General features: G+C 73.1%; 16 protein-coding genes, 3 tRNA genes and 1 pseudogene. 5 read left to right on the top strand and 15 right to left on the bottom strand.

The window, feature by feature from the left end:
• Window positions 1-6: 6 nt before the first annotated feature.
• From ACZ5DC_RS36435 to ACZ5DC_RS36415, 5 genes are all read right to left on the bottom strand, one after another.
• A complete protein-coding gene (locus ACZ5DC_RS36435) occupies window positions 7-1,611 on the bottom strand; it encodes a sensor histidine kinase (RefSeq protein WP_468660077.1) in 1,605 nt (534 codons plus the stop codon).
• Window positions 1,608-2,348 (bottom strand): response regulator transcription factor, encoded by a 741-nt coding sequence (locus ACZ5DC_RS36430; protein WP_468660075.1) that lies wholly within the window; start codon window positions 2,346-2,348, stop codon window positions 1,608-1,610. Before ACZ5DC_RS36430 ends, ACZ5DC_RS36435 begins: the two co-directional genes overlap by 4 nt.
• A 95-nt stretch (window positions 2,349-2,443) precedes the next feature.
• Window positions 2,444-3,316, bottom strand: coding sequence for a DUF2797 domain-containing protein (locus ACZ5DC_RS36425; RefSeq protein ID WP_468660073.1), 873 nt, complete (start codon window positions 3,314-3,316; stop codon window positions 2,444-2,446).
• Between the two features lie 124 nt (window positions 3,317-3,440).
• Complete coding sequence (locus ACZ5DC_RS36420; RefSeq protein WP_468660071.1) at window positions 3,441-4,469, bottom strand: BRO-N domain-containing protein; 1,029 nt, start codon at window positions 4,467-4,469, stop codon at window positions 3,441-3,443.
• 66 nt (window positions 4,470-4,535) lie between these two features.
• Window positions 4,536-4,919, bottom strand: coding sequence for an HGxxPAAW family protein (locus tag ACZ5DC_RS36415; protein ID WP_468660069.1), 384 nt, complete (start codon window positions 4,917-4,919; stop codon window positions 4,536-4,538).
• 88 nt (window positions 4,920-5,007) lie between these two features.
• Here ACZ5DC_RS36415 and ACZ5DC_RS36410 point away from each other — a divergent pair, with 88 nt between their 5' ends.
• Window positions 5,008-5,499, top strand: coding sequence for a MarR family winged helix-turn-helix transcriptional regulator (locus ACZ5DC_RS36410; RefSeq protein ID WP_366752701.1), 492 nt, complete (start codon window positions 5,008-5,010; stop codon window positions 5,497-5,499).
• A gap of 61 nt (window positions 5,500-5,560) precedes the next feature.
• On the opposite strand, the gene ACZ5DC_RS36405 is transcribed toward ACZ5DC_RS36410, so the two are convergent.
• Together ACZ5DC_RS36405 and ACZ5DC_RS36400 are read right to left on the bottom strand one after the other, a co-directional pair.
• Entirely contained in the window at window positions 5,561-6,238 is a 678-nt protein-coding gene (locus tag ACZ5DC_RS36405; protein WP_468660067.1) for a GAP family protein, read from the bottom strand.
• A gap of 665 nt (window positions 6,239-6,903) precedes the next feature.
• A complete protein-coding gene (locus ACZ5DC_RS36400) occupies window positions 6,904-7,284 on the bottom strand; it encodes a hypothetical protein (protein ID WP_468660065.1) in 381 nt (126 codons plus the stop codon).
• A 634-nt stretch (window positions 7,285-7,918) separates the two neighbouring features.
• On the opposite strand from ACZ5DC_RS36400, the pseudogene ACZ5DC_RS36395 reads away from it, so the two are divergent.
• Window positions 7,919-8,903: pseudogene (locus ACZ5DC_RS36395) on the top strand (site-specific integrase); the annotation flags it as partial.
• A gap of 83 nt (window positions 8,904-8,986) precedes the next feature.
• Here the strand turns inward: ACZ5DC_RS36395 and ACZ5DC_RS36390 are convergent.
• Both ACZ5DC_RS36390 and ACZ5DC_RS36385 read right to left on the bottom strand, forming a co-directional pair.
• Window positions 8,987-9,059, bottom strand: a tRNA-Arg gene (locus ACZ5DC_RS36390).
• 205 nt (window positions 9,060-9,264) lie between these two features.
• A tRNA-Ser gene (locus ACZ5DC_RS36385) sits at window positions 9,265-9,355 on the bottom strand.
• Between the two features lie 199 nt (window positions 9,356-9,554).
• Here ACZ5DC_RS36385 and ACZ5DC_RS36380 point away from each other — a divergent pair.
• On the top strand, window positions 9,555-10,025 hold the full coding sequence (locus ACZ5DC_RS36380) for an SSI family serine proteinase inhibitor (protein WP_468660063.1): 471 nt from the start codon (window positions 9,555-9,557) through the stop codon (window positions 10,023-10,025).
• A gap of 226 nt (window positions 10,026-10,251) precedes the next feature.
• Window positions 10,252-15,222: a hybrid sensor histidine kinase/response regulator gene (locus ACZ5DC_RS36375; protein WP_468660061.1), complete on the top strand. Its 4,971-nt coding sequence runs from the start codon at window positions 10,252-10,254 to the stop codon at window positions 15,220-15,222.
• A 63-nt stretch (window positions 15,223-15,285) separates the two neighbouring features.
• Here ACZ5DC_RS36375 and ACZ5DC_RS36370 read toward each other — a convergent pair whose 3' ends face one another.
• From ACZ5DC_RS36370 to ACZ5DC_RS36360, 3 genes are all read right to left on the bottom strand, one after another.
• The gene (locus ACZ5DC_RS36370) at window positions 15,286-16,941 is read right to left on the bottom strand and encodes a long-chain fatty acid--CoA ligase (RefSeq protein ID WP_468660201.1); all 1,656 of its coding nucleotides are present in this window, start codon (window positions 16,939-16,941) and stop codon (window positions 15,286-15,288) included.
• 137 nt (window positions 16,942-17,078) lie between these two features.
• Window positions 17,079-17,633, bottom strand: a complete 555-nt coding sequence (locus ACZ5DC_RS36365; RefSeq protein WP_468660059.1) for a SigE family RNA polymerase sigma factor — start codon at window positions 17,631-17,633, stop codon at window positions 17,079-17,081.
• A gap of 447 nt (window positions 17,634-18,080) precedes the next feature.
• Window positions 18,081-18,392, bottom strand: coding sequence for a hypothetical protein (locus ACZ5DC_RS36360; protein ID WP_468660057.1), 312 nt, complete (start codon window positions 18,390-18,392; stop codon window positions 18,081-18,083).
• 369 nt (window positions 18,393-18,761) lie between these two features.
• On the opposite strand from ACZ5DC_RS36360, the gene ACZ5DC_RS36355 reads away from it, so the two are divergent.
• Window positions 18,762-19,634, top strand: a complete 873-nt coding sequence (locus ACZ5DC_RS36355; RefSeq protein ID WP_468660055.1) for a bifunctional DNA primase/polymerase — start codon at window positions 18,762-18,764, stop codon at window positions 19,632-19,634.
• A gap of 122 nt (window positions 19,635-19,756) precedes the next feature.
• Here the strand turns inward: ACZ5DC_RS36355 and ACZ5DC_RS36350 are convergent.
• The 3 genes from ACZ5DC_RS36350 to ACZ5DC_RS36340 form a co-directional block, all read right to left on the bottom strand.
• Window positions 19,757-19,841 (bottom strand) — tRNA-Ser (locus ACZ5DC_RS36350).
• Between the two features lie 247 nt (window positions 19,842-20,088).
• On the bottom strand, window positions 20,089-21,264 hold the full coding sequence (locus ACZ5DC_RS36345) for a zinc-dependent alcohol dehydrogenase (RefSeq protein WP_468660053.1): 1,176 nt from the start codon (window positions 21,262-21,264) through the stop codon (window positions 20,089-20,091).
• Window positions 21,261-22,199 (bottom strand): SRPBCC family protein, encoded by a 939-nt coding sequence (locus ACZ5DC_RS36340; RefSeq protein ID WP_468660051.1) that lies wholly within the window; start codon window positions 22,197-22,199, stop codon window positions 21,261-21,263. Before ACZ5DC_RS36340 ends, ACZ5DC_RS36345 begins: the two co-directional genes overlap by 4 nt.
• Window positions 22,200-22,481 lie beyond the last annotated feature (282 nt).

Below are 22,481 nucleotides of genomic sequence, written 5' to 3'. Positions count from 1 at the left end.
CTTTTCTCAACTGCCCTGTCGCACCCGTGTGGTGGCACTGTGCTGTGCCTGTGAGTCCGGCCGCCGGCCCGCCTCGGGACACTGCCGGGGCACGGCCGGGCCGAGGGCGGGCAGGTGCACGGTGAACACCGTGCGGCCGGGGACGCTGTCCACGGTCACGGCACCGCCGTGCGCGGCGGCCACGGCCTGCACGATCGCGAGCCCGAGCCCCGTGGACCCGGTGGCGCGCGAGCGCGCGGAGTCCCCGCGGGCGAACCGCTCGAAGACGTGCGGGAGCAGCTCCGCCGGGATACCCGGCCCGTCGTCCTCGACGTCCACGCACATCCACGGCCCCCGCCGCCGCACCCGCGCGGTGACCGTCGTACCGGGCGGGGTGTGGCTGCGGGCGTTGCCCAGCAGGTTGACCAGCACCTGCTGCAACCGGGCCGCGTCCGCCGACACCGGCGCCGGCTCGTCGGGCAGGTCGAGCCGCCAGAGGTGGTCCATGCCGGCCGCGCGGGCGTCGCTGACGGTGTCCACGACGAGCGGGACGAGATCGGTCTGCTCGAACCGCAACGGCCGCCCGGCATCCAGCCGGGCGAGCAGCAGCAGGTCCTCCACCAGCAGGGTCATCCGCCCCGCCTCCGACTCGATCCGCGTCAGCGCGTGCCGGGTGTCGGGGCCGACCTGCTCCCGCCCGCGCCGGGTCAGCTCGGCGTACCCCCGGATGGAGGCGAGCGGCGTCCGCAGTTCGTGGCTGGCGTCGGCGACGAACCGCCGTACCCGCGTCTCGCTCTGCTGCCGGGCGTGCAGGGCGCCGTGGACGTGGTCCAGCATGCGGTTGAGCGCGGCGCCGACCTGCCCGACCTCGGTGTGCGGATCGCACTCCGACTCCGGGACCCGCTCGCTGAGGTTCACCTCGCCGGTGTGCAGCGTCAGTTCGGACACCCGGGTGGCGGTGGCGGCGACCTTGCGCAGGGGGCGGGTGGCGACGCCGACGAGCACGTAGCCCGCGATGCCGGCGGCGACGAGACCGGCGGCGGTGACGCTGACCTCGACGAGGATCAGGGTGCTGATCGTGTTGCCGACCGTCTCGGTGGGCAGGGCGACGTAGTAGGTGCCCTCGGCTCCGGTGACGTACCGCGCCAGGTACTCGCCGAGGCCCGGGATGACGACGGTGTGCGTGCCCGTGGTGGGCGCCTTGTCCAGGGCCGCCTTCTGCTCGTCGTTGAGGGCGACGGCGTCGTTGCGCTGGAACGGGCCGTTGTCGGTGTCGGGGTGCCTGGCGATGACCGCACGGGTGACCGTGCCGTCGGGCCCGACCTCGGCTGCGATGGTCTTCGGCTGCGTCGGCCCCTTGATGAAGCCGGTGAGCCGGTCCGTCAGCCCGGAGTCGTTCATGCCGCCGGGCTTCATGGGCCCGGACAGGCGCTTGCCGGCCTCCGCGACCTGCCCGTCCAGCTGTTCGTACAGGTGGGAGCGCAGCGCCAGCGTGGTGACCGTGCCGATCACAGCGCACACCACGGCGATCAGCGTCACGGACGCGACGACGAGCCGCGTCCGCAGCGTGCGCGGCTGTCCGGCCCGTCGCTTCCGCCGCCGCTGCGTACCCGGCCGTCGCCGCCCGCTCATGACGTGGCGGGCTTGATCAGGTAACCGGCCCCCCGCCGGGTGTGGATCATCGGCTCCCGCCCGGCGTCGATCTTCCGCCGCAGGTAGGAGATGTACAGCTCGACCACGTTGGCCTGTCCGCCGAAGTCGTACGACCACACGCGGTCCAGGATCTGCGCCTTGCTCAGCACCCGCCGCGGGTTGCGCATGAGGAAGCGCAGCAGCTCGAACTCGGTGGCGGTCAGATGGATGTTGTCGCCGCCCCGCGACACCTCGTGGCTGTCCTCGTCCAGGGTCAGATCACCCACGACGAGCACGGAGTCGGAGCGCCGGTCGGCGGCCCCGGACCGGCGGATCAGCCCGCGCAGCCGCGCGACGACCTCCTCGAGGCTGAACGGCTTGGTGACGTAGTCGTCCCCGCCGGCGGTGAGCCCGGCGATACGGTCCTCCACCGCGTCCTTGGCGGTGAGGAAGAGGACCGGCACATCGGGCAGCTCACGCCGCAGCCGGCCGAGCACGGTCAGCCCGTCCATGTCCGGCAGCATCATGTCGAGCACGACGGCGTCGGGCCGGAACTCACGGGCCGTCTGGATGGCCCCCTGTCCGTCCCCCGCGCTCCTGATCTGCCAGCCCTCGTAGCGAAGGGCCATGCTCAGCAGTTCGGTGATCGACATCTCGTCGTCCACCACCAGCACGCGGACGGGGCTCCCGTCCGGCCTCAGCAGTTCGGTGCGCCCCTGGGGCGAGGTCGTGGTCATGCTGGACACCTTGTCGGTGCCCTCTGAGAACACGCTTTCACGAGTCTGTGATTTCCCTGAGAAACGCACAGGCGCCTCTCAGGGAACCCACGGGTTCAGAACAACCCGTCGGGCTCCCTCCTGAACTCCCGTACGGGGAAGGCGCATCCGCCCGCCGCCGAGTCCTCCGGCAGCAGCTCCCAGCCGGTCATCAGCCGCGTGTCCAGCACGACGGCCCCGTGGCCCCCGACCGCCAGATGCAGGTCGGGTCCGGCGACCGCGACCAGCTCACCGCTCACACCCGCGCCGGGCACGAGTGCGACCACCTCCCCGCACGCCTCCGGCCCCGCACCGAGCCCGAAGACCCCGACGTGGTCGACCACTTCGCAGGGCTCGGGCCGCAGGGACTCCGGCCACCCGGCGAGGGCGACGGCCCGCGCGTGCAGTTCCCGCACCTCGGCGGCCCGCTCCGCCTCCGTCCCCGGCAGCGCCGACCGCACCGCCCGCTTCTCGGCGTACGGAATCCGGTCCGGCACCCGCAACACGGACCGCAACAGCTCCTCGGTGCGCCGGGCGGCCATCAGCGGGCCGGTGCCGAGCCAGCTGAAACAGACCGCGCCCTGCTCCAGCAGCCGCGCCGGACCCCGCTCGACGGCGGTGATGCCGACCTTCACCATCCCCGGTCCGAACCACGCCAGGTACACGCGGTACGGCCGTGGATCGTCGGCGATCGTGTCGGCGGCCACGGAGTGCGCCCGGTCCAGCCGCGCGCACTCCTCGCACCGGGCCCCCGTACTCCGCCCCGGCACGACGGCCCGCACCGGACAGGCATGTCCCCGCGCCCCCACGCACCCGCGCACGCCCCCTTCCGGCACCGCGAACGCGACCCGCTTCCCCCGGGGCAGCGCAGTGCGCCGCCCACCGTCCCACTCCAGCACCGGACCACCTGCCGCCCACCGCAGTCCCGCGCACTTCCAGACCTGTGCCATCACTCGTGAGGGTAGGACGTGGGTCTGACAACCACCCGAGGGCGACGAGTGGGGGTACGGTGGGCGAAGGCCCGAAGCCGCAACTCTGTTTTGCGGCTTCGGGCCTTCTTCTTCCGGTGCTCGGCTACGGCAGCACGTACACCGGCATCCCTCCGGCCCCCACTCCCGTCTGCCGCATGCAACCCCGCTTGATCAGCATGCGCACGCAGTCGTGGACCCGGTCGAGCGTGAGCCCCGTCCGGTCCGCGACCTCCTCCAGCCGGCAGTGCACCGGCCCGCGCACCAGCGCCGGGGCCAGGTAGGCGGCCACGGCGTGCACGTCCTCGGTGACGACGAGGTTCTTCGCCCGCCAGGTCGCGAGGAGCTGCTGAGGGGTCGGCGCCGGACGGACGGGACCGGACGGCCGCAGCCGGTCCGCGACGAGGTCCAGCGTGTCGGCGATCCGCCCGAGGACGTCGTGCACACCACCGACCCGGTCGACGAGAGCCCCGAGGTGGTCGTTGACGCGGCCGAGCTGGTCGTTGGTCCGGTCCAGTTGACCGGTGAGCCGGCCCAGGTGCTCGTTGGTCCGGCGCATCTGCTCGATCCGCTCGATCCGCGCGACCGCCAGCTCCTCGTCCGCCCGGATGTTCCGCTCCTCCAGCCGGACGATCGCGTCGGCGACCTGCCGGGGCACGAGGTACGCGGTAGCGCCGTCCGGGGCGGGTTGTACGGGGGCGGGGTCGAGCGAGTAGGAACCGTCGCGCTGGACCGTCTCGATGACCTCGCACACCCATGCCTTGAAGGGGCCGCACTCGGGCTTGGTGCAGGCGTTGACGAGCTGGACGAGCCCCTTGAGGTTCACCATCTTCATCGAGCGTTGAAGCCTGTGACCTGCTAGTTTGCGCAAGGTGTCGGCTGTACCGACGCCTTGTGCAATCTCGGTCAGGCTCATTTGCAAACCGGGGTCGACGTGCGACTTGAGTGCGTCGCGCGTGTTGGAGTACCCCAGCCGTGCCGCCACGTCCACTGCCGGGAACCAGTGCTCCCCGTTGGGCAGCGTCAGCCTCCGCACCCGCGCCCCCGTGGCCGCGAACACGAAGTCGTTGATGTCGATCGCGTCCCGCTTCGCTCCCGCCGGCCGCTCCGACGGGGTGTCGTCCTGCTCGTTCATCGAGCATCACCTCCACCCCGGAAGCTAGGGTCGGCGGTCGGCAACTGTCGTTCGAAGAAAGCCCGTTCACTCGATGGGGGACAGAGGGATCGATTCGGCAGGAATCGCACCGGGCGCCGAGCCCGGCACCGCGCCCGGCGCCCCGGCCGCCCTCTTCCGCCCCCGTCCCGCCAGCCGGCACCCGACGCACCCCGGGTGCCCGTCCCGCGCCCGCGTGTCCCGGACCCGCATCCCCCATTGCTCGCGCGGCCGCACCCCGGGCGGCTTGCCCCAGCCGGACAGGTGCAGGGCCCAGGTCACCAGGACGCTCAGCGCCACGACGACCAGCCCGGCGCCGGCCACGGGGAGGGAGGCCGCACACACGCCCAGCCCCGCCACGGCGCCTCCCGCGGTCGCGATGGCGACGCCGGTCCAGCCGGCGATCGTGTGACCCTCGTCGTACAGACTCATGGAACCGCCTCCAGGGGACGAACCCAGTTCCCTCACGGGCTAAGGAATTTACACTCCAAATATCTCACGAACTAAGGGAACCCGAAAGATGCACGGCACGCCGCGCCCGCCCGCCACTCAGGCCCAGGCGCTGTCGGCGATGGACCACCTCATCGCCGCCCACCTCATCGGACAGCAGGAGCTGGCCCGGCGGCTGGGGCTGAACGTCACCGACCTGACCTGCTTCGGTTTCGTCCTGGAGGCCGGCGACGACCTGCTGACGGCGGGCGACCTCGCGGCCCGCGCCCACGTCACCACGGGTGCGGTGACCGGCATCCTCAACCGCCTGGTACGCGCCGGCTACGTCACCCGCCGCCCCGACCCCACCGACCGCCGCCGGGTCCGGGTGGCCGCCGTACCGGACGCAGTCACCCGCGTCGAGGCGGTGTACGCGGGCCACTACAAGCGCCTGACGGCCCTCTTCTCCGACTACTCCCCGGAGGAACTGGCGATCATCACCGACTGGTTCACCCGCGCCACGGCCCTGGCCCACGAGTACCTGGAGAAGCTGAACCGCGACGACCCGGCCGAGGAGTGCTGACCCCGGCACAGCCGGGGTCACCCTTCTGATCAGTGTCGCCGCCGGCTGCGGACACGGCCCGTCAGGAGGTGATGACGGAGATGCCGTCTCCCAGCAGTTTCAGCCCGAGGACGAAGAACAGGACGGCCATCACGGCGGCATTGTGCTGAGCGGCCCAGTCCTTCCAGTTCCCGAGCGTGGTCCTGGCCCGTTCCCCTCCGAGGAGGAAAACGCCGAGCGGGACCAGCAGGCCGAGCGTGGCGATCACGACGAAGACCGCCAGGGACGCGATCTGCTGCCCGACCGGAAGACCGGCCGAGCCGATGGAGGCCCCCGCGGCGATGGTCAGCGGGGCGTTCTTCGCGTTGAGGGCGGCCAGGCCCGTCCCGAGTCCGAAGACCTTGACCGGCGTGAGGCGGTCGATCGCGCCCATCCACTTCGGCAGCCTCGCCTGCGCGGGGTCCTTCGGGCGCCGCCGCCACTGCCGGGTACCGAAGAGCAGGAGGAGCAGGCCGAGAGCGAGTTCGAGGGCTCCCACCCAGGTGGCCGGGTGCTTGTGCGCGGAGGCAGCCGCCGGGGAGGCGATCGCCAGCATCACGGCGCCCAGTGCCGAGAGTCCGACGATCCAGCCGACGGTGAAGAGGATGCCGTTGAAACGTCCTCGGGGCGTGGCCAGGATGAGGATGACGGCGATGACCACAAGCGGACTGACCGCGACACCGGCCGCGAAACCCAGCACGTCACCGAGAACTGCGCCCATGGCTGCCTCCGGCCGAGGTCAGGGTGGCGATCCCGTTGGGCAGTGGTCCGGCGGGGGGGAGAGACGAGTGCCCCGGCCGCCTGCCCGGCGCGAGGGGGGCGGTACGAAGGGCCGCGCCGCGGCTTCACGGCCGCCTGGAAGCGGCGGACCCGGGACGGTGGCGACCCGGTGCTCGGCACGCACGGCCCGCTCTCCATCTTCCTACGCGCGGCCCGGTCTGTCCTCGGCAGCCTCGGCCACCGGGTGGAGGAGGCGTTCGAAGAGGTGCCGGACACCCCGGAGTTCCTCCCGGACCGGAAGCCGATCGGTTCCGAGACCGGTGAGCCGTACGCTCGTCAGGATTCGAACCTGCAACCTTCTGGGTGGAGCCGGTCGCAGTGGTTGCTGTATCCAGCTGCTGTCCAGCAGGAGCCTGGTGTGGGAGGCGGCGTGAAGCGGAAACTACTCGAACGGCTGCTGGTTGGCGGCGGCGAGGCGTCCGTGGCCGCTCTGGCTGAGCTCCGCTGCGGCGGTTCCCACGTCGTCCGGGAGGGGCACTACGGCTTCTTAAGGCGTCAGCACCTCCCACCCTGGGCGCGGTCTCCATGACTCTGGAGGACAGCCCGTAGGTGGGAGGGGCGGTGATCTGCCGGCGGCTGGTGTTGGCTGGACGCGGCGACGGATGGTCAGGAAGTGCTGGGACGCAAGGCGGCGGTCACGAGCACTTGAAGCGAGTAGCCGAAGTCAAGCCACTGTGCGCCGGTCGGGTTCATGGGCCGCAGATGAATGGTTGCCCTGACCTTCGCGTTTCTGCCCTTCGCCTTGACGATCTCGGTCTTCACGCACTCCCGCCCGAGCGCGTATTCCCAGTCGTAAGTCTTTTCCTTCAGGAAGCGCAGGTCGAAGGACTTGATCGATGTTTCGACGATCGGCTCGCCGTTGTCGTCCTCGGCGATTTTGTCGGCAAAAGGCACTTCCTGCTCCAAGATGATCTCCTTGTCGCAGTCCGATGTCTTGTCTTCCCAAGTGACGGTTTTGAAGGCGAGCAGGTGTCCGATGCTGGTCATGTCATGCCCTCCGCGGCGTCGTGTCTGATCGATCGGGACGATCCCTTGACCGGTTCCTGGCACTCCTGTGTACGAGACACCCTGGAACAGGACCCAGGGTGCGGCGAAGCAGGGCGGATGTGGCACTCATCCCGCGCAGGGATTTCCGTGCCACGAGGTGACCGACGCGACTGTCACCCCAGTTCATCTGCTGAAACAGCCAGATAGCGACTTCAGGAAGCCAGATCGAGTAGTACCTGAACGAGTGAGCGGGGAGAGGCCGTCCAGCCGGGTACCGAGCGGCGTCAAGCGCTTTGTTCCGCCGGTGCGGTACCCAAAGGTCGGTGGAGCGGCTTTGGGCTGGAGCTGCTTTGGCGCGAGTGATCATGGCTCCGTAAGCTTGCGGCGTGTCGGGCAGTCTGTGGACCTGTCCGGTAAAGCACGACGTTGGGGCCATGATCTTCGAGGCTCGCGCCAAAGTGGCTGCCTAAAGCCGTGGAGCCGACCGCCCCAGCCACGACGTACCCCTTCTCTGGCGTCAGGCGGCTGATTGCTGTGTGCGCGGCACGGGCGCCGGCCGGGCTGGAGCGGGGCGGAGACAGGAGCACAGGCCCGGCCGGGGGTCGGGCCGCGCGCGGTGAGCGGAGCGAGCCGCCTTGAGTCGATCGTGAAGCCCAACCTGGCCCCGCTCTCGTACGTGTCGTACGAAGGTTCCGTGCGGCTCTGCATCAACCCGCACCTTGGCGGGAAGCGGCTCGACAAGCTGACCGTCCGGGACGTCCGGGAGTGGTCGACCAAGCTGGCCGGCATCTGCCAGTGCTGCGCCCAGGGCAAGGACGCCAAGCGGGCCAAGGCACGGCAGCGGTGCTGTGCCGTCGGGGAGTGCTGTGAGACCTGCCCGTCCCGGCGGGTCGTCCAGGCGCCCGAGACGCCCTGCGGGCGCGCTCACTCACGCTGTGACCGAGGAGGAGATCAGCAAGAACGTGGCCTCCCTGGTCAAGGTTCCAAAACCTCGGCGGCGCCGGATCAAGCCCTGGCCCGTGGTGGAGGCCGGGCGCATCCTCGCCGATTCCCTCGCTCGCGAAGATCCGCTCTTCGCGGCCTGGGTCCTGGCCCTCTGCCCCCTGACCTGGAAGCCGATCGACTTCGAGGCCGGTGAGCTGTACGTGGATCACCAGATCCAGCGTGCGGGCCGTCAGATCCTCCACCGGGAGACCAAGACGGAGGAGTCCGACGACTTCCTTCCGCTCCCCGAGTTCTGCCTCCGGGCGCTCCGGATGCGGCGTGCCCAGCAGACCGGGGACCGGAAGGCGGCCGGTGAGCTGTGGCAGGACACTCGCGGGCTGATCTTCACCACGAAGTACGGGACGCCGATCGAGCCGGGGAACCTCACCCGCATGTTCGCCCTGCGGGCCCGGCGCGCCGGCCTCCGGGTGATCCCGCTACGGAACACGCGCCACACGTGCAGCTCGCTCCTCGTCGCCCTGAAAGTCCACCAGAAAGTCGCCCAGCGAATCCTGCGGCACTCGCAGATCGCCATGACGATGGAGGTCTACGCCGAAGCCAGCGAGGAAGAGGCACGGGCCGCGCTCGGCAAGCTGTCCGCCGCCATGGGCGGTACCGGGACCGAGACCGGCTGATCCAGACCCCGTTGCTGTACCTCGCTGCTGTACGCCCCTGAAACGCAAGAGGCCCCGGAGTGATCCGGGGCCTCTAACCTGTGTGCACTCGGCAGGATTCGAACCTGCAACCTTCTGATCCGTAGTCAGATGCTCTATCCGTTAAGCTACGAGTGCTTGTTCTTTTGTTTTGTCCCCGCTCCCGGTCCTTTCGGCCCGCTCCCGGCGACAGGAAGAACATTACATGACTGCCGCCGTCATGTGAAATCCGATCCGCGCACCCGTTGTGACCTGCGAAAACGTCGGCAGGGGGGCGGGAAGGCGGCGGAGGCCGGTGAACGCCGAAGCCCCGGTCCTGGGGACCGGGGCTTCGGGATCGGGGCGGAGGCGGAGGGATTTGAACCCTCGATGGGCTTTAAGGCCCAAACCGCATTAGCAGTGCGGCGCCATAGACCGGACTAGGCGACGCCTCCAGCACAACCGCTCACGCGAGCGCGCGAGTGGTGCGTGCAGATGATGACACAGTCGAGCGCCGTGTCACCAATCGCCCCCCACGGTACTAGGCACCTGGGCCGCAGGGCAAAGGGCTTCCCCCTCCGGCGGGGCGGACGGCAGGAGAGGCCGGGAGAGGGACGGGCGCAACGTCCGGGGCGGGGGCGCGTTGGAAGGGGCATGGACTCTGTGCTGCCGGGCGCCGGGCGGCGCCTTCTGCTCGCGTCGCTCTCCGTCGCCGCTTCCCTCGTTCCCCTGGCCGCCGTGCCCGCCGCCGCGGCAGGCGCCGTGCCGCCGCCCCTCCGGCCGGAGGACCAGGGTGATCACCTCACCGTCGTCGTCCGGCACGCCGGTGCGGGGCGGGACGGGACGTACGAGCTGCGCTGCCATCCCGGGGCGGGCCGGCATCCGGACGTCGCCGGGGCCTGCCGGGTGCTCGACGAGCACACGCGGTGGGGGCGGGACCCCTTCGCACCGGTCCCCGACGGCACCGCCTGCACCCTGCTCTACGGCGGCCCGGCCACCGCCCGTGTCACCGGGACCTGGGCCGGACGCCCGGTGGACGCCTCGTACGACCGCGGCGACGGGTGCGAGATCGGGCGGTGGGACCGGATGGTCCCCCTGCTGCCGCGCATGGGCGGGCCCGCGTAGCGGGGGGTGGACGGACGCATTGGTTCCGTAAAGGTCCCGGGCAGGAAGGGGGGAGCCGGCGTATACGGTCACGCGTTCGCCGTCACTTCCTCGTGGGACCTCCCTCTCATCCGGCGCCGCGGGCGGGACCCGTGCCCTTAGACTCCCTCGCGTGACACGTCGCGGGCCGGTTGGCAAGATGGCCCGAGCGGTCGGCAAGGTGCGGTAACAGGGAGGAAGGCGTCTCGTGAGCAGCAGGCCATCCCGAGGCGCTGCTCGCCTCGCAGCCATACTCGACGCGCTGCCGGACGCGTTGGTCCTGGTCAACGCCAACGGAACCGTCGTCAACGCCAACACCATCGCGCTGGAGGCCTTCGAGACGCCCGGTACGGCTCTCGTGGGGCGCGGGCTGCTCGATCTGCTGCCCGCGTTCGACTCCCGGCTCATCCCCGGCTCCATGCGGCGGCCCGATCACATGGATCCCACGGGACGGACCAAACCGACCCGGATGGTCGCGCGGCGGACCGACGGGACCGAGTTCCCGGTCGAGGTCACCAGCGCGAACCTGGAGAACGGGCAGCAGGCGTACGACGGTTACGGCTACACCGGCGACGAGCTGCTGATGCTCGTGGTCCGGGACCTGTCCGGGACCGTGGACACCGAGGCCGAGCTGGCCCGGTCGCAGCGGCAGACCGAGATGATCCTGCGGGCGGCGGCGGAAGGTGTCGTGGGCACCGACACCGACGGACGGATCGTGCTCGTCAACCCGGCCGCCGCCCAGATACTGGGGTACCGGGCCGGTGAGCTGGGCGGTAAGGAGCTGCACACGCTGGTGCTGCACTCCCGCGCCGACGGCTCGCCCTTCCCGTACGACGAGTCGCCGCTCGCCGACACCCTGCGCTCCGGGCGCAAGCACCGGGTGCGGGGGCAGGTGCTGTGGTCCAAGGGCGACCGGAAGGTGCCGGTCGACCTGACGACCGCGCCGGTGCGCGACGGCGACCAGCTCGTCGGCGCCGTGATGACCTTCACCGACCGGCGGCCGTACGACGCCCTGGTGGAGGAGAAGGCCGCGCTGGAGAAGGCGCACGCCGAGGAGCTGGAACGGCTCTCCGAGGAACACGCCTCCGACCTGACCGCGCTGCGCCAGCAGCACGTCACCGAGGTCGAGGAGCTGCGCGAGAAGCACACGGAGGAGCTGGCGGCGGGCGAGGAGCGGTACGCGGCGCTCGCCGAGCGGGAGAAGGACCGGTACGAGGCCCTCGCCGGGCGGCACGAACAGCTGCTCACGCTGCTCGGGCAGTCGCTGCGCGGGCCGCTTGACGAGCTGCGCCGCGAGCTGTCCGCGCTGGCCGCCGACGACGCCGGGCAGCTGTGGCCCGAGGCCAACCAGGTGCTGCACCACCTCTCCGCGGGTTACTCGCGGATCACGACCCTCATCGACAACGTCCTCGGCTATCAGCGGCTGGACGCCGGCAGCGAGGACATCACCCGTACGAAGGTGATGCTGGACGCCGTCGTCGCCGCCGGTGTGGACGGAGCCGTCGAGCTGATCGGGCCGGGGCGCGTGCAGTTCGCCGTCCACGCGCCGCCCATCGAGGCCGAGGTCGACCCCCGGCGGCTCGCCACCGCGCTGGCGCACCTGGTGGCGGACGTCGCCGGGGTCGACGCCACCGGCAACACGCCCGTCTCGGCGGGCGGTTACCTGGACAGCACCGTCGTCGTGGCCGCCGCCCAGCGCGGCGAGGTCGCGCGGATCGAGGTGCGCGGCCCGTACGCCGGCGGGGACCCGGTGCACGAACCGATCGTGCGCGGGATCGTGCGCGCCCACGGCGGCGTGCTCCAGACGCACGAGGTGCCGGGCATGAGCGGCAGCGCGTACGTGCTCGAAGTACCGCTCGGCGGCGGGGCGGGCGCGGTCGCGGCAGGGGCGGCGACGGCCGGGGCGGCGGTCGCCGTGCCGGTGCCGGACGGCGGTGAGGGCGGCACGGACGACGCCGGTGCGGCCGGGCAGGGTCCGGCCGGCGGACGGCGGCGGGCCCGGCGGTCCTCCACGGACTCCTTCCTGGACAGTGACCTGGCCGGCGCGGGTGACGCCGGTGATCCGGAGGGGCCCGCGCCGACCGGACGGCGCCGGCGGCGTGCCGCCGCGCCCTTCGATGAGGGTGCCGCGGTCCCGGCCGAGGGCGCGGAGAACGCGCCCGGCGGGACCGGACGCCGCCGCGGGCGGCCCGCGGACAACACCGGCGCGGGCGACGCCGAGGGCGTGTCCGAGGGGTCCGTGGTGACCTCGGCCGAGCAGGGCGCGGGGGCCGCCGCCTCGGGTACGGGACTCGGTGGCACCGTGCCGCCGCAGGGCGTGCCCGTGCCCGCGGGCCGCCGTGCCCGCCGCGACTCCGGCGCCCCGCAGGCCGCGCTGCCTCCGGCGCTTCCGGCGCCGGGCGGCGAGCCGGGTGCGCGGGCGCTGCCGGCCGAGGGTGCCTCCGCGGTGCCGGCACAGGGCGGCGAAGCGGTCCCGGACGAGGGTGCGCAGCCGACGGGACGGCGCCGACGGGCGCTGGCCGCCGCGGCGGAGCGGGCCGCGGCGCAGGAGGCGGGCGGCGCCCGCACGGTCTTCGCGCTGCCGCCGGCCGAGGCGGACCGGTCCCCGGACGTTCCGGGCCCGGAGGGTCACGCGGCCGACGCCATGGGTGCGGGTGCGGGGACCGGTACGGGTCCGGCTGTCGGGGCCCCTGGGGCTGCCGGGACTCCTGGATCTCCCGCGGCCGGGGGCCAGGCCGCTCCCGCCACCGGAGTTCCCGTGCCTCCCGGCACCGGTGTCCCGGTGCCTCCGCACGCCGGGGGTCAGGTGGCTCCGGGTACCGGAGTTCCCGTCGCCCCGGGTGCCGTCGCGCCTGCCGGCCCGCAGCCCGGTGTTTCCGCCGGTGCCCCGGTGGCTCCCGGTGCTCCCGTTCCCGCCGGTGGCCCTGTGGCCCCCGCCGGCCCGGCCCCCGTCCCTCCGGGTGCCGCAGCGCCCGCAGGCCCCGGTGCCGACGCCGGTGCACCCCTGGCTCCGGGCGCCGTCGCCCCGGCCGCCCCCGGTGCCGGTCCCGCCGCCGGTGGGCCCGCCGTCGCCGGTCCGGTGGCCGGTGCCGGGCCGTTGCCCGGTCCGGTGCGGGTTGCCGCCCAGATGCCGGGGTCCGCGCAGGGCGTCGCGGGTGACGACGGCCGGCACGACGCCGTACCGCTCGACCAGGCCGAGGACCACACCCCGCCGCAGCCGCATCCCACCAGCGCACCGACCGGCCGGCGCCGCCGGGCCGTGGCCCAGCCCGCCGAGGCCGCCCGGGCGGTGGCTCCCGCCCCCGGGCAGATCCCGCCGCAGCCCCTTCCGGCACCGGCTGCTTCCGGCCAGGTCCCGCAGGGCACGGCCGTACCGCCGGCCCCCGGTCAGGGGACCCCGGCGCACAGCGTTCCGGCGCAGGGCAACCCCGCCCAGGCCGGTCCCGCCGCCCCGGCGCAGGGTGCCGTGCCCGCGGACCCGGGTGCCGCCGCACCGGCCCCGGGAGCGCCGGGACACCCCGCGCCCGCCCACGGCACGCCGGTCCAGGGCGTGCCCGGGCAGACCCCGCAGGGCCAGGGCACCGCGCCCCACCTCACTCCCGCCCAGCCGGGCGCCCCGGCCGCCGGTGCGCCCGTGGCGTCCCCGGGTGCGCTGCCGCTGCCCGCCGAGGCCGGCACCGGTCAGGCGCCCGCGGGGGCGCAGGGAGCCCAGGCCGCCCCGGTGCCGCCCGGCGTCCCGCAGCAGTGGCCGGGCTCCGCGGACACCTCCGGCGCGGGGATCCCCAGTCCGGCTCCGGGCACCCCCGCCGCCGGCGTCCCGCAGCAGTGGCCCGGCTCCGGGGACACCTCCGGCAGCGGGGTCCCCGCCCCCGGTTCTCCGGCCGGTGGCCGGCCGCAGCGGGTCGCGATGCCGCTGCCCGCCGAAGCCGCCGGTGGCGCCCCCGTCGACCCGGACTCGACGCAGGGGCGGGCGATCAGCGTCCGTACGCTCGGGCAGGGCGTGCCGTTCGCGCGGCAGGCCGCTCAGGTGCAGCAGCCGACGGCGACGCCGCCGCCGCACGCGCCGGGCGGTTCGGGCCGTCGGCGCAAGCTGGGCACGCGCCCCGACCCGGCCCCCGCCGGCCAGGAGCAGCAGGACCAGACGGCCCGGCCGCACCCGGCCGCCGAACCCGCGCCCGCGCACCCCGCGCCGGCCGGGCAGCCGTCACTCGGCGGCCAGAACCCGCTCGCCGGGCAGCCGACCCCGGCGCACCCCTCGCCCACCGCCCCGGCGCCCGCGCCGCAGTCCTCGCTCGGCGGGCAGGCGCGGCCGGCGCAGGGCACCGAGGGGGGCGGGCGGTCGTACGCCATAGGCGCCCCGGGGCCCGACGCCGCCGAGGGGCCGGAGCCGCTGGACGGTCCGGGCGGGGCCGTGGAGGTGGCGGACACCCCGCGTCCGCAGCCGCTGGACGACGAGCTGCCCCCGGAGCCGCTGGACAACCCGCGCCGGCTGCTGGTGTGGCCCGCGCCGGACGTGACGACCCAGCAGGCGCTGAGCGACCGCGGCTACCGGCCGGTGATCGTGCACTCCCGCGAGGAGGTCGACGCCCAGATCGCGGCCTTCCCCGCCGCGCTGTTCGTGGACCCGCTGACCGGGCCGATCACGCGGACGGCGTTGCAGTCGCTGCGGCAGGCCGCCGTGGCCGCCGAGGTCCCGGTGCTGGTCACGGCCGGGCTCGGGCAGGCGACGCGTGAGGCGGCGTACGGCGCCGACCCCGCCGTACTGCTGAAGGCGCTGGCTCCCCGGGACAGCGAGCAGCATCCGCCGCGGGTGCTGCTCATCGAGGAGCACGCGGAGATCGCGCTCGCGCTGACCGCGACGCTGGAGCGGCGCGGGATGCAGGTGGCGCGGGCCGCGAACGACAACGACGCGGTGACGCTGGCGGGGCAGTTCCGGCCGAACCTGGTGGTGATGGACCTGATGCAGGTGCACCGCCGGCGGGCCGGGATCGTGGACTGGCTGCGCGCGAACGGGCAGCTCAACCGCACCCCGCTGGTCGTCTACACCGCCGCCGTCGACCCGGCGGACCTGCCCCGGCTGGCCTCCGGCGAGACCGTGCTGTTCCTCGCCGAGCGGTCGACCAGCGGTGAGGTGCAGTCGCGGATCGTGGACCTGCTGGCCCGGATCGGCACGAACTAGCGCCCCCGTCCCCGGCGAGGGTCCGCGGGCCGTCTCCTTCCGGGGAGGCGGCCCGCGGGGGCTTCAGAGCCGGGTGACGTCCAGCCGCCCGTCCGCGTACCGGCGGCGCAGCACCTTCTTGTCGAACTTGCCGACGCTCGTCTTCGGCACCGACTCCACGACCGTCCAGCGCTCGGGCAGCTGCCACTTGGCGATGTGCGCCTCCTCCAGGAGGAAGGCGCGCAGGGTCGCGAAGTCGGCGGTGGCGCCCGGCCGCAGGACGACCGTGGCCAGCGGGCGCTCGCCCCACTTGTCGTCCGGTACGGCGACCACGGCGGCCTCGGCGACGTCCGGGTGGGACATCAGCGCGTTCTCCAGCTCGACGGAGGAGATCCATTCGCCGCCGGACTTGATGACGTCCTTGGCGCGGTCGGTGAGGGTGAGGAAGCCGTCGGGGGAGATGGTGCCGACGTCTCCCGTCTTCAGCCAGCCGTCCTCGCTGAACTTGTCGGCGGGGCGCAGCGGTTCGGCGCCGGGGCCGTTGTAGTAGGCGCCCGCGATCCAGGGGCCGCGCACCTCGAGCTCGCCCGCCGACGCGCCGTCCCAGGGCAGGCGTTCGCCGCCGGGGCCGGTGAGGCGGGCCTCGACGCCGGCCGGGAAGCGGCCCTGGGTGAGGCGGTAGGCGAACTCCTCGTCGGTGCCCGCCGCGTGGGCCGGCGGGCGGGCGACCGTGCCGAGCGGGGAGGTCTCCGTCATGCCCCAGGCGTGGCAGACCCGCATGCCCAGCTCGTCGAAGGCCGCCATCAGGGAGGGCGGGCAGGCCGAGCCGCCGATGGTGACCTGGGTGAGGGAGGAGACGTCACGCGGTGCGGCGTGCAGCTCGCCGAGGAGGCCCTGCCAGATGGTCGGGACGGCCGCCGCGTGGGTGGGCCGTTCGCGTTCGATCATCTCGGCGAGCGGGGCGGGCTGCAGGAAGCGGTCCGGCATCAGCATGTTGACGCCGGTCATGAAGGTGGCGTGCGGCAGGCCCCAGGCGTTGACGTGGAACTGCGGGACGACCACGAGGGAGGTGTCCTGGTCGGTCAGGCCCATCGACTGCGTCATGTTGACCTGCATGGAGTGCAGGTAGATGGAACGGTGGCTGTAGACCACGCCCTTGGGGTCGCCGGTCGTGCCGGAGGTGTAGCACATGGCGGCGGCCCGGCGTTCGTCCAGCTCGGGCCAGTCGTAGCCGGCCGGCCGGCCGGCGAGCAGGTCCTCGTACTCGTGCACCCGGGCGGTGGCGTCCCGGAGCGGGGCGCGGTCGCCGGGCCCGGACACGACGATGTGCTCGACGGTGGGCAGCTTGGGCAGCAGCGGCGCGAGCAGCGGGATCAGGGACCCGTTGACGAGGACGACCTTGTCGGCCGCGTGGTTGACGATCCACACCAACTGGTCGGCGGGCAGCCGCAGGTTGAGGGTGTGCAGCACCGCGCCCATGGACGGGATCGCGAAGTACGCCTCGACGTGCTCGGCGTTGTTCCACATGAGCGTGGCGACCCGGTCGTCGCCGGTCACGCCCAGCTCGTCCCGCAGGGCGTGCGCCAGCTGGGCGGCGCGGGACCCGATCTCGGCGAAGGTGCGCCGGTGCGGCTCGGGTTCCCCGGTCCAGGTGGTCACCCGCGACGAGCCGTGGACCGTCGACCCGTGGGTCAGGATCCTGGAGATCAGCAGCGGTACGTCCTGCATGGTGGCCAGCACGGCGTTCCTCCCGGGCGACATTGCCTACGCGGTAGTAGGGGGGTGCGCTGATTCTGCGCACATACCGCGCGGTATGTCACTAGGGGGCGGGTCACCGAGCCGAGGAAAATCCCGGCCGGGGGCCGCCCACCCGGGCGCTAGCGGGCCAGTTCCAGTTCGGGGTCCTCGCGCAGCTTGCCCAGCGCGCGGGACACCGCCGACTTCACCGTGCCCACCGACACGCCGAGCACCTCCGCGGTCTGGGCCTCGCTGAGGTCCTCGTAGTACCGCAGGACCACCATCGCCCGCTGACGGGCCGGCAGCCGCAGGACCGCCCGCCACATGGCGTCGCGCAGAGCCTGCCGCTCGGCCGGGTCGTCGCCGCCGGGCACGGGCTCCGGCTCGGGCAGCTCGTCGCAGGAGAACTCGTCCACCCTGCGCTTGCGCCACTGCGAGGTCCGGGTGTTCACCAGCGCCCGGCGCACATAGCCGTCGAGCGCCCGCTGGTCCTCGATCCGCTCCCAGGCGACGTAGGTCTTGGCGAGCGCGGTCTGCAGCAGGTCCTCGGCGTCGCTCGGGTTCGCGGTCAGCGAGCGCGCGGTGCGCAGCAGGACCGGCTGACGGGCCCGCACGTACGACGCGAACGACGGGTAGGCGGGCGTCCGCCGCCCGGGTGCGGCGGCCGAGGCGCTGGTGCAGACGGGTGTGGTCATGGCTCCACGCTAGGAGCGCGGCCCGCGGCGCGGATCGGCCGCAGGTCCCGAAGGCGAGTCCCCCTCAGGTTGTAGGGGTGGGGCTGCCTCCACCTCCTGAAGGTGGAGTGCGGGTGCGCCCGTCTGCGGGTACGACCCTGAGGAGGCCGGCCGTCCGCCGTCAGGACCAGCCCGGATGCGGCACCCCGGTACCGGCCGTCACCAGGGTGGGGGTCGCTGAGCCGCGCGTCCGGCTCGTCCTCCACCCGCTCGTCGCTCACCGGCACCCTTGATCCCGTCGGACGGTTCCGACCGTCCGACGGACGGCGTGGGTTGTCAAGGCCGGCGGCGGTCGTCCGGGCCGGGGACACGCCGGCGCGGCGGCACCGAAGCACCGCCGCGCCGACGTGTCGCGACCCCGGAGCACACCCCGCGAGGGCCCTCCTCACGAGGGCCCTCGCCCCCGGCTCACCAGAGGCGGGTGAAGGTGACGTGGATGTTCTCGTTGCCCTGCCGGATGGCCGTGAACGCGGACCCGTTGACCTGGGCGGTGTTGCTCTGGTTCGAGGCACCGGAGCCGACCGCGTTCTGGTTCGTGGTGGACGAGTTGCCGCTGTTGTCGTCACCGACCCCGCTGCCGAGAACCGCCGCCACGCCCGAGTTCGATCCGTCGTCCGCGAGGGCGCCGTTGTCCGCCGTCGCGACGCCGGCGAAGAGGGCGGCCGCGAGCGGGAGAGCGGAGACGGCGGCGAGTACGCGGGCGGTACGGATGCTTGCCATGTGTTCCTCCAGAATCAAGCGCTCTGCGGCCCGGGGGCCGCAGGCGCGTGAACCATCGGCTGTCGCCGGGACGGTTGGCCGACCGCCCCGGCTGTCGTGGACGACGTCGCGCCTCCAGAGTTGCCCACCGGATCACCGGCGAACCGCGCCGGAAGCCGCGATTCGCACGCAAGCGTGATGACAAGTCGATAAACCCTCATCGCCGCTTTTCCCCGCATCCACCTCCAGACCACGCTTGACGCCAGAAGCCGAACTCAAGCGACACAGGGGATGAATCGTTCCGGCGCCTTCCGGCCGATCCGCCCGCCACCCGGCGCGCCACCCCGTCCCGCCCTTCCCATTTTCGAACGCGTGTACGAACATAGAAGCATGGCCACCATCGACCGGCAGGCCACGACGCTGGCCCTCGCGCACGCCCTGTCAGCCGCCGAACGCGGACTGGCCGTGATCCCCCTGTCCCGGACGAAGCTCCCGGCCCTGCGCTCCCCGCACCGCGACGGCCCGGCCCCGGCGGGGCGCCCCTGCCACGGCGAGTGCGGCCGCTCCGGCCACGGCGTGTACGACGCCTCCACCGACCCCGGCCGCATCCGCGAGCTCTTCGCCGCCGCACCCTGGGCCACCGGCTACGGCATCGCCTGCGGGCTGCCCCCGTACCACCTGATCGGCGTCGACCTCGACACCAAGTCCGGCACGGACTCCTCGGCCGCCCTGCGGGAACTGGCCCTGCGCCACCTGTTCACGATCCCGGAGACGGTCGTCGTCCGCACCCCCAGCGGCGGCCGCCACCTGTGGCTGACCGGCCCGCCCGACACCGTCGTTCCGAACTCGGCCGGGCGGCTCGCCCCCGGCATCGACATCCGGGGTGCCGGCGGCTACCTCGTCGGCCCCGGCTCCCGCACCGACCACGGCGTCTACACGGCCGTGCCCGGCACGGCCGACCTCGCCCCGGCCTCCTGCCCGCCGTCCCTCCTGCGGCTCCTACTCCCCCCGCCCCGCGCGCCGCACCCCACCCGTCCGGCCATGGGCGGCCACGGCCAGGGGCTGGTCCAGTTCGTGCTCGCCGCGCACGAGGGGCAGCGCAACACCCGCCTGTTCTGGGCGGCCTGCCGCGCCTACGAGAACGGTCTCGGGCCCGCCCTGACGGACGCCCTCGTGGCCGCCGCCCGCGACACCGGCCTGACCGAACGCGAGGCCCGCGCCACGATCGCGTCGGCGGCCCGGCTGACGGGACACCGGCCGTGAGGGCCGGACACCGACGACCGGGCGGGGTCGCCACGGGGTGACGGGAACCAGCGGGCGCCGAGGGGTGTCGCGCATGACGACGGCCCCCGACCGCGGTGCTGGTCAGGGGCCGTTGTCCCGTGCGGTGGGTGTGGGATTTGAACCCACGGTGACTCGCGCCACGACGGTTTTCAAGACCGTTCCCTTAGGCCGCTCGGGCAACCCACCTTCACCCCTGCCCACCTGGGGCGGAGCGGGTACAGCGTACCGGGCGCGGGCGCCGTGCGGGGGCTGTGGTCCACACGGGGACCACTGAAGTCCCACTCGCCCGCGATCCTGAGAGCGTCGCTTGTTCCGGGCTCGCGCCGGTACGGCGTAAGCCTACTGGCGTGCCGGCCACACCCTTCCCCGCGCATCCCGCGTCCGTCGCCACCACGTCGTCAGCGGGATGGCGCCCGTCATCGGCGCGGGCCCCTCACGGCGTGAGGACGACCTTCTCGCAGTGGTCCTTCTTGTTCTTGAACAGGTCGTAGCCGGTCGGCGCCTCGGTCAGGGGCAGTCGGTGGGTGATGATCCGGGTGGGGTCGATCCTGCCCCGCTCGATCATGCCCAGCAGCGGTTTCATGTACTTGTGCACGTGGCACTGCCCGGTGCGCAGGGTCAGGGACCTGTTCATCCAGGCGCCCGCCGGGAACTTGTCGATCAGCCCGCCGTAGACGCCGATGACCGACACCACGCCGCCGCTGCGGCAGGACAGGATGGCCTGGCGCAGGGCGTGCGGCCGGTCGGTCTCGGAGCGGACCGCCTGCTTGACGCGGTCGTAGAGGTGGACGTGGGAGGCGCCGTGGGTGGCCTCCAGGCCGACCGCGTCGATGCACTTGTCGGGGCCCCGGCCGCCGGTGAGTTCGAGCAGGGCGGACCGTACGTCGGTGTCCTCGAAGTTGATGGTGGTGTAGCCCTGGGCGGCGGCCATGTCGAGCCGGTAGGTCTCCTTGTCGATCGCGATGACCTTCTCCGCGCCCAGCACCCGGGCGCTGTCCATGGCGAACTGGCCGACCGGCCCGGCGCCCCAGACGGCGACGACGTCGCCTTCCTGGATGTCGCACATGTCGGCGCCCATGTACCCGGTCGGCAGGATGTCGGACAGGAACAGCACCTGCTCGTCCGTGAGGTCCGACTCGATCTTGAGGGCGTTGGCGTCGGCGAGCACCACGCGGGCGTACTCGGCCTGGCCGCCGGCGAAGCCGCCGGTGAGGTGGGAGTAGCCGTAGATACCGGCGGTGGGGTGGCCGAACAGCTTCTCCGAGATGCCCGCGTTGGGGTTGGTGTTCTCGCAGCACGAGTACAGCTCCGCGCGACAGGACGCGCAGGCGCCGCAGGCGATGGGGAACGGCACGACGACCCGGTCCCCGACGCGCAGGGTGCCCTCGCTGATGCCGGAGCCGACCTCGACGACCTCCCCCATGAACTCGTGGCCCATGATGTCGCCCTTTTGCATGGTGGGGACGTAGCCGTCGAGCAGATGGAGGTCGGAGCCGCAGATCGCCGTCGAGGTGACCTTCACGATGGCGTCGCGGCTGTTCAGGATCGAGGGTTCGGGGACGTCCTGCACCTCGACCGAGTTGCGTCCCGTCCAGCAGTTCGCCTTCATGCCAGGGCCTCCTTCAGTTCGTCCTCGGTCAGCGGCCGGGCCGGGTGCTGCGGGAACTCCCGGCGGGCCCGCTTGCCGCCGGGTGCGCCCTCGGAGCGGACGACCTCGCCGGTCTCCGCGATCTGCTTGAAGCGGCGCAGGTCGTCGTCCAGCTGCTGGTGCGGTTCCTCGCCGAAGTAGCGCGCCGCGGCCTCGCCCAGCGCCCCGCCGGGCAGGTCGTAGCGCAGGGTCACCCGGATCTCCGTGCCCCGGCCGCCGGGGGCGGGCTCGAAGCGGACCTCGCCGGAGTTGTCGATGTCGGCGCCGTCCACCGACCGCCAGGCGATCAGCCGCCCGGCGACTTCCTGCGTGGTCTCGGCGTCCCATTCGACCGTCTTGCCGAACGGCGCGCCGGCCCGCCAGTGACTGGTGCGCGGGCCGGTGACGCGCACCTCCTCCAGGTGCGCCATGAAGTCCGGCAGCCGCTCCAGGTCCCTCCAGAGGGCGTAGACCTCGTCCGGGGGCCGGCCGACGGTGGTGGTCGCGGTCAGTTCCATGGGAGTGCTCCTACGGGTGCGGGTCACGGCCGCGTAGACGTCCGTGACCGTGAGGGCGGTGACCGCGGCGGTCGCGGCGACGGTGCGGCCCAGACCGCGACCGTTGTGGTTCCTCAGGGCCCGGGTCAGCATCGTCAGGTCCATGAGGTCGCCGCCGACGCGGCCCCAGAGCCAGGCGGGATGCGGTCGCCCCAGCAGCCCGGACGCCGCCGCCAGCTCGCGCACACCGACCGCGGTCGTCGCCGAGCGGTGCCGGAAGGCGTCGCCGACGCCCAGGGCCCGGGAGAAGCCCGCCGGGGCGACGACCTGGGGCACGCCCATGAGCGCGCTGGCCCAGCCGAGGCCGCGGACGAGCGGATCGTGCTGGAGGCGGGAGGTGGAACGGGTGTCTGTCTTCATGAGTGCTCCCCACGTGCGGTGAGGTGAACGGAAGGCGGGCCACTCGGGCGAGGCGGAAGGTGCGGAGTGGACAACGGCGGAGACGGGAGCGCGGGCGGCAGTTGTCCGTCCGGCCCCGGCCGGAGCCGGGGCCGGACACCGTTCGCCGGCCGGCCCGGTCCTGGGAGAGGAGGCGGGCGGCGGCCCTGGACTCCCTACTTCTTGTGGCCGTTGCCGTGTCCGTCGGGGTGCAGGACGACCTTGGTCCAGCCCTCGTCACGGGCGTCGAAGTGCTCGTAGGCG

Source organism: Streptomyces sp. NPDC031445 (genome assembly GCF_055581365.1).
The sequence above is the reverse complement of the archived record's forward strand: the minus strand, read 5'-3'. Positions and strand labels throughout refer to the sequence as shown.

What these genes read in the sequence shown, in the direction of transcription:
- ACZ5DC_RS36435 (WP_468660077.1), bottom strand. Translation starts at nt 1,611, where the DNA reads ATGAGCGGGCGGCGACGGCCGGGTACGCAGCGGCGGCGGAAGCGACGG.
- ACZ5DC_RS36430 (WP_468660075.1), bottom strand. Translation starts at nt 2,348, where the DNA reads ATGACCACGACCTCGCCCCAGGGGCGCACCGAACTGCTGAGGCCGGAC.
- ACZ5DC_RS36425 (WP_468660073.1), bottom strand. Translation starts at nt 3,316, where the DNA reads ATGGCACAGGTCTGGAAGTGCGCGGGACTGCGGTGGGCGGCAGGTGGT.
- ACZ5DC_RS36420 (WP_468660071.1), bottom strand. Translation starts at nt 4,469, where the DNA reads ATGAACGAGCAGGACGACACCCCGTCGGAGCGGCCGGCGGGAGCGAAG.
- ACZ5DC_RS36415 (WP_468660069.1), bottom strand. Translation starts at nt 4,919, where the DNA reads ATGAGTCTGTACGACGAGGGTCACACGATCGCCGGCTGGACCGGCGTC.
- ACZ5DC_RS36410 (WP_366752701.1), top strand. Translation starts at nt 5,008, where the DNA reads ATGCACGGCACGCCGCGCCCGCCCGCCACTCAGGCCCAGGCGCTGTCG.
- ACZ5DC_RS36405 (WP_468660067.1), bottom strand. Translation starts at nt 6,238, where the DNA reads ATGGGCGCAGTTCTCGGTGACGTGCTGGGTTTCGCGGCCGGTGTCGCG.
- ACZ5DC_RS36400 (WP_468660065.1), bottom strand. Translation starts at nt 7,284, where the DNA reads ATGACCAGCATCGGACACCTGCTCGCCTTCAAAACCGTCACTTGGGAA.
- ACZ5DC_RS36380 (WP_468660063.1), top strand. Translation starts at nt 9,555, where the DNA reads ATGGACTCTGTGCTGCCGGGCGCCGGGCGGCGCCTTCTGCTCGCGTCG.
- ACZ5DC_RS36365 (WP_468660059.1), bottom strand. Translation starts at nt 17,633, where the DNA reads ATGACCACACCCGTCTGCACCAGCGCCTCGGCCGCCGCACCCGGGCGG.
- ACZ5DC_RS36360 (WP_468660057.1), bottom strand. Translation starts at nt 18,392, where the DNA reads ATGGCAAGCATCCGTACCGCCCGCGTACTCGCCGCCGTCTCCGCTCTC.
- ACZ5DC_RS36355 (WP_468660055.1), top strand. Translation starts at nt 18,762, where the DNA reads ATGGCCACCATCGACCGGCAGGCCACGACGCTGGCCCTCGCGCACGCC.
- ACZ5DC_RS36345 (WP_468660053.1), bottom strand. Translation starts at nt 21,264, where the DNA reads ATGAAGGCGAACTGCTGGACGGGACGCAACTCGGTCGAGGTGCAGGAC.
- ACZ5DC_RS36340 (WP_468660051.1), bottom strand. Translation starts at nt 22,199, where the DNA reads ATGAAGACAGACACCCGTTCCACCTCCCGCCTCCAGCACGATCCGCTC.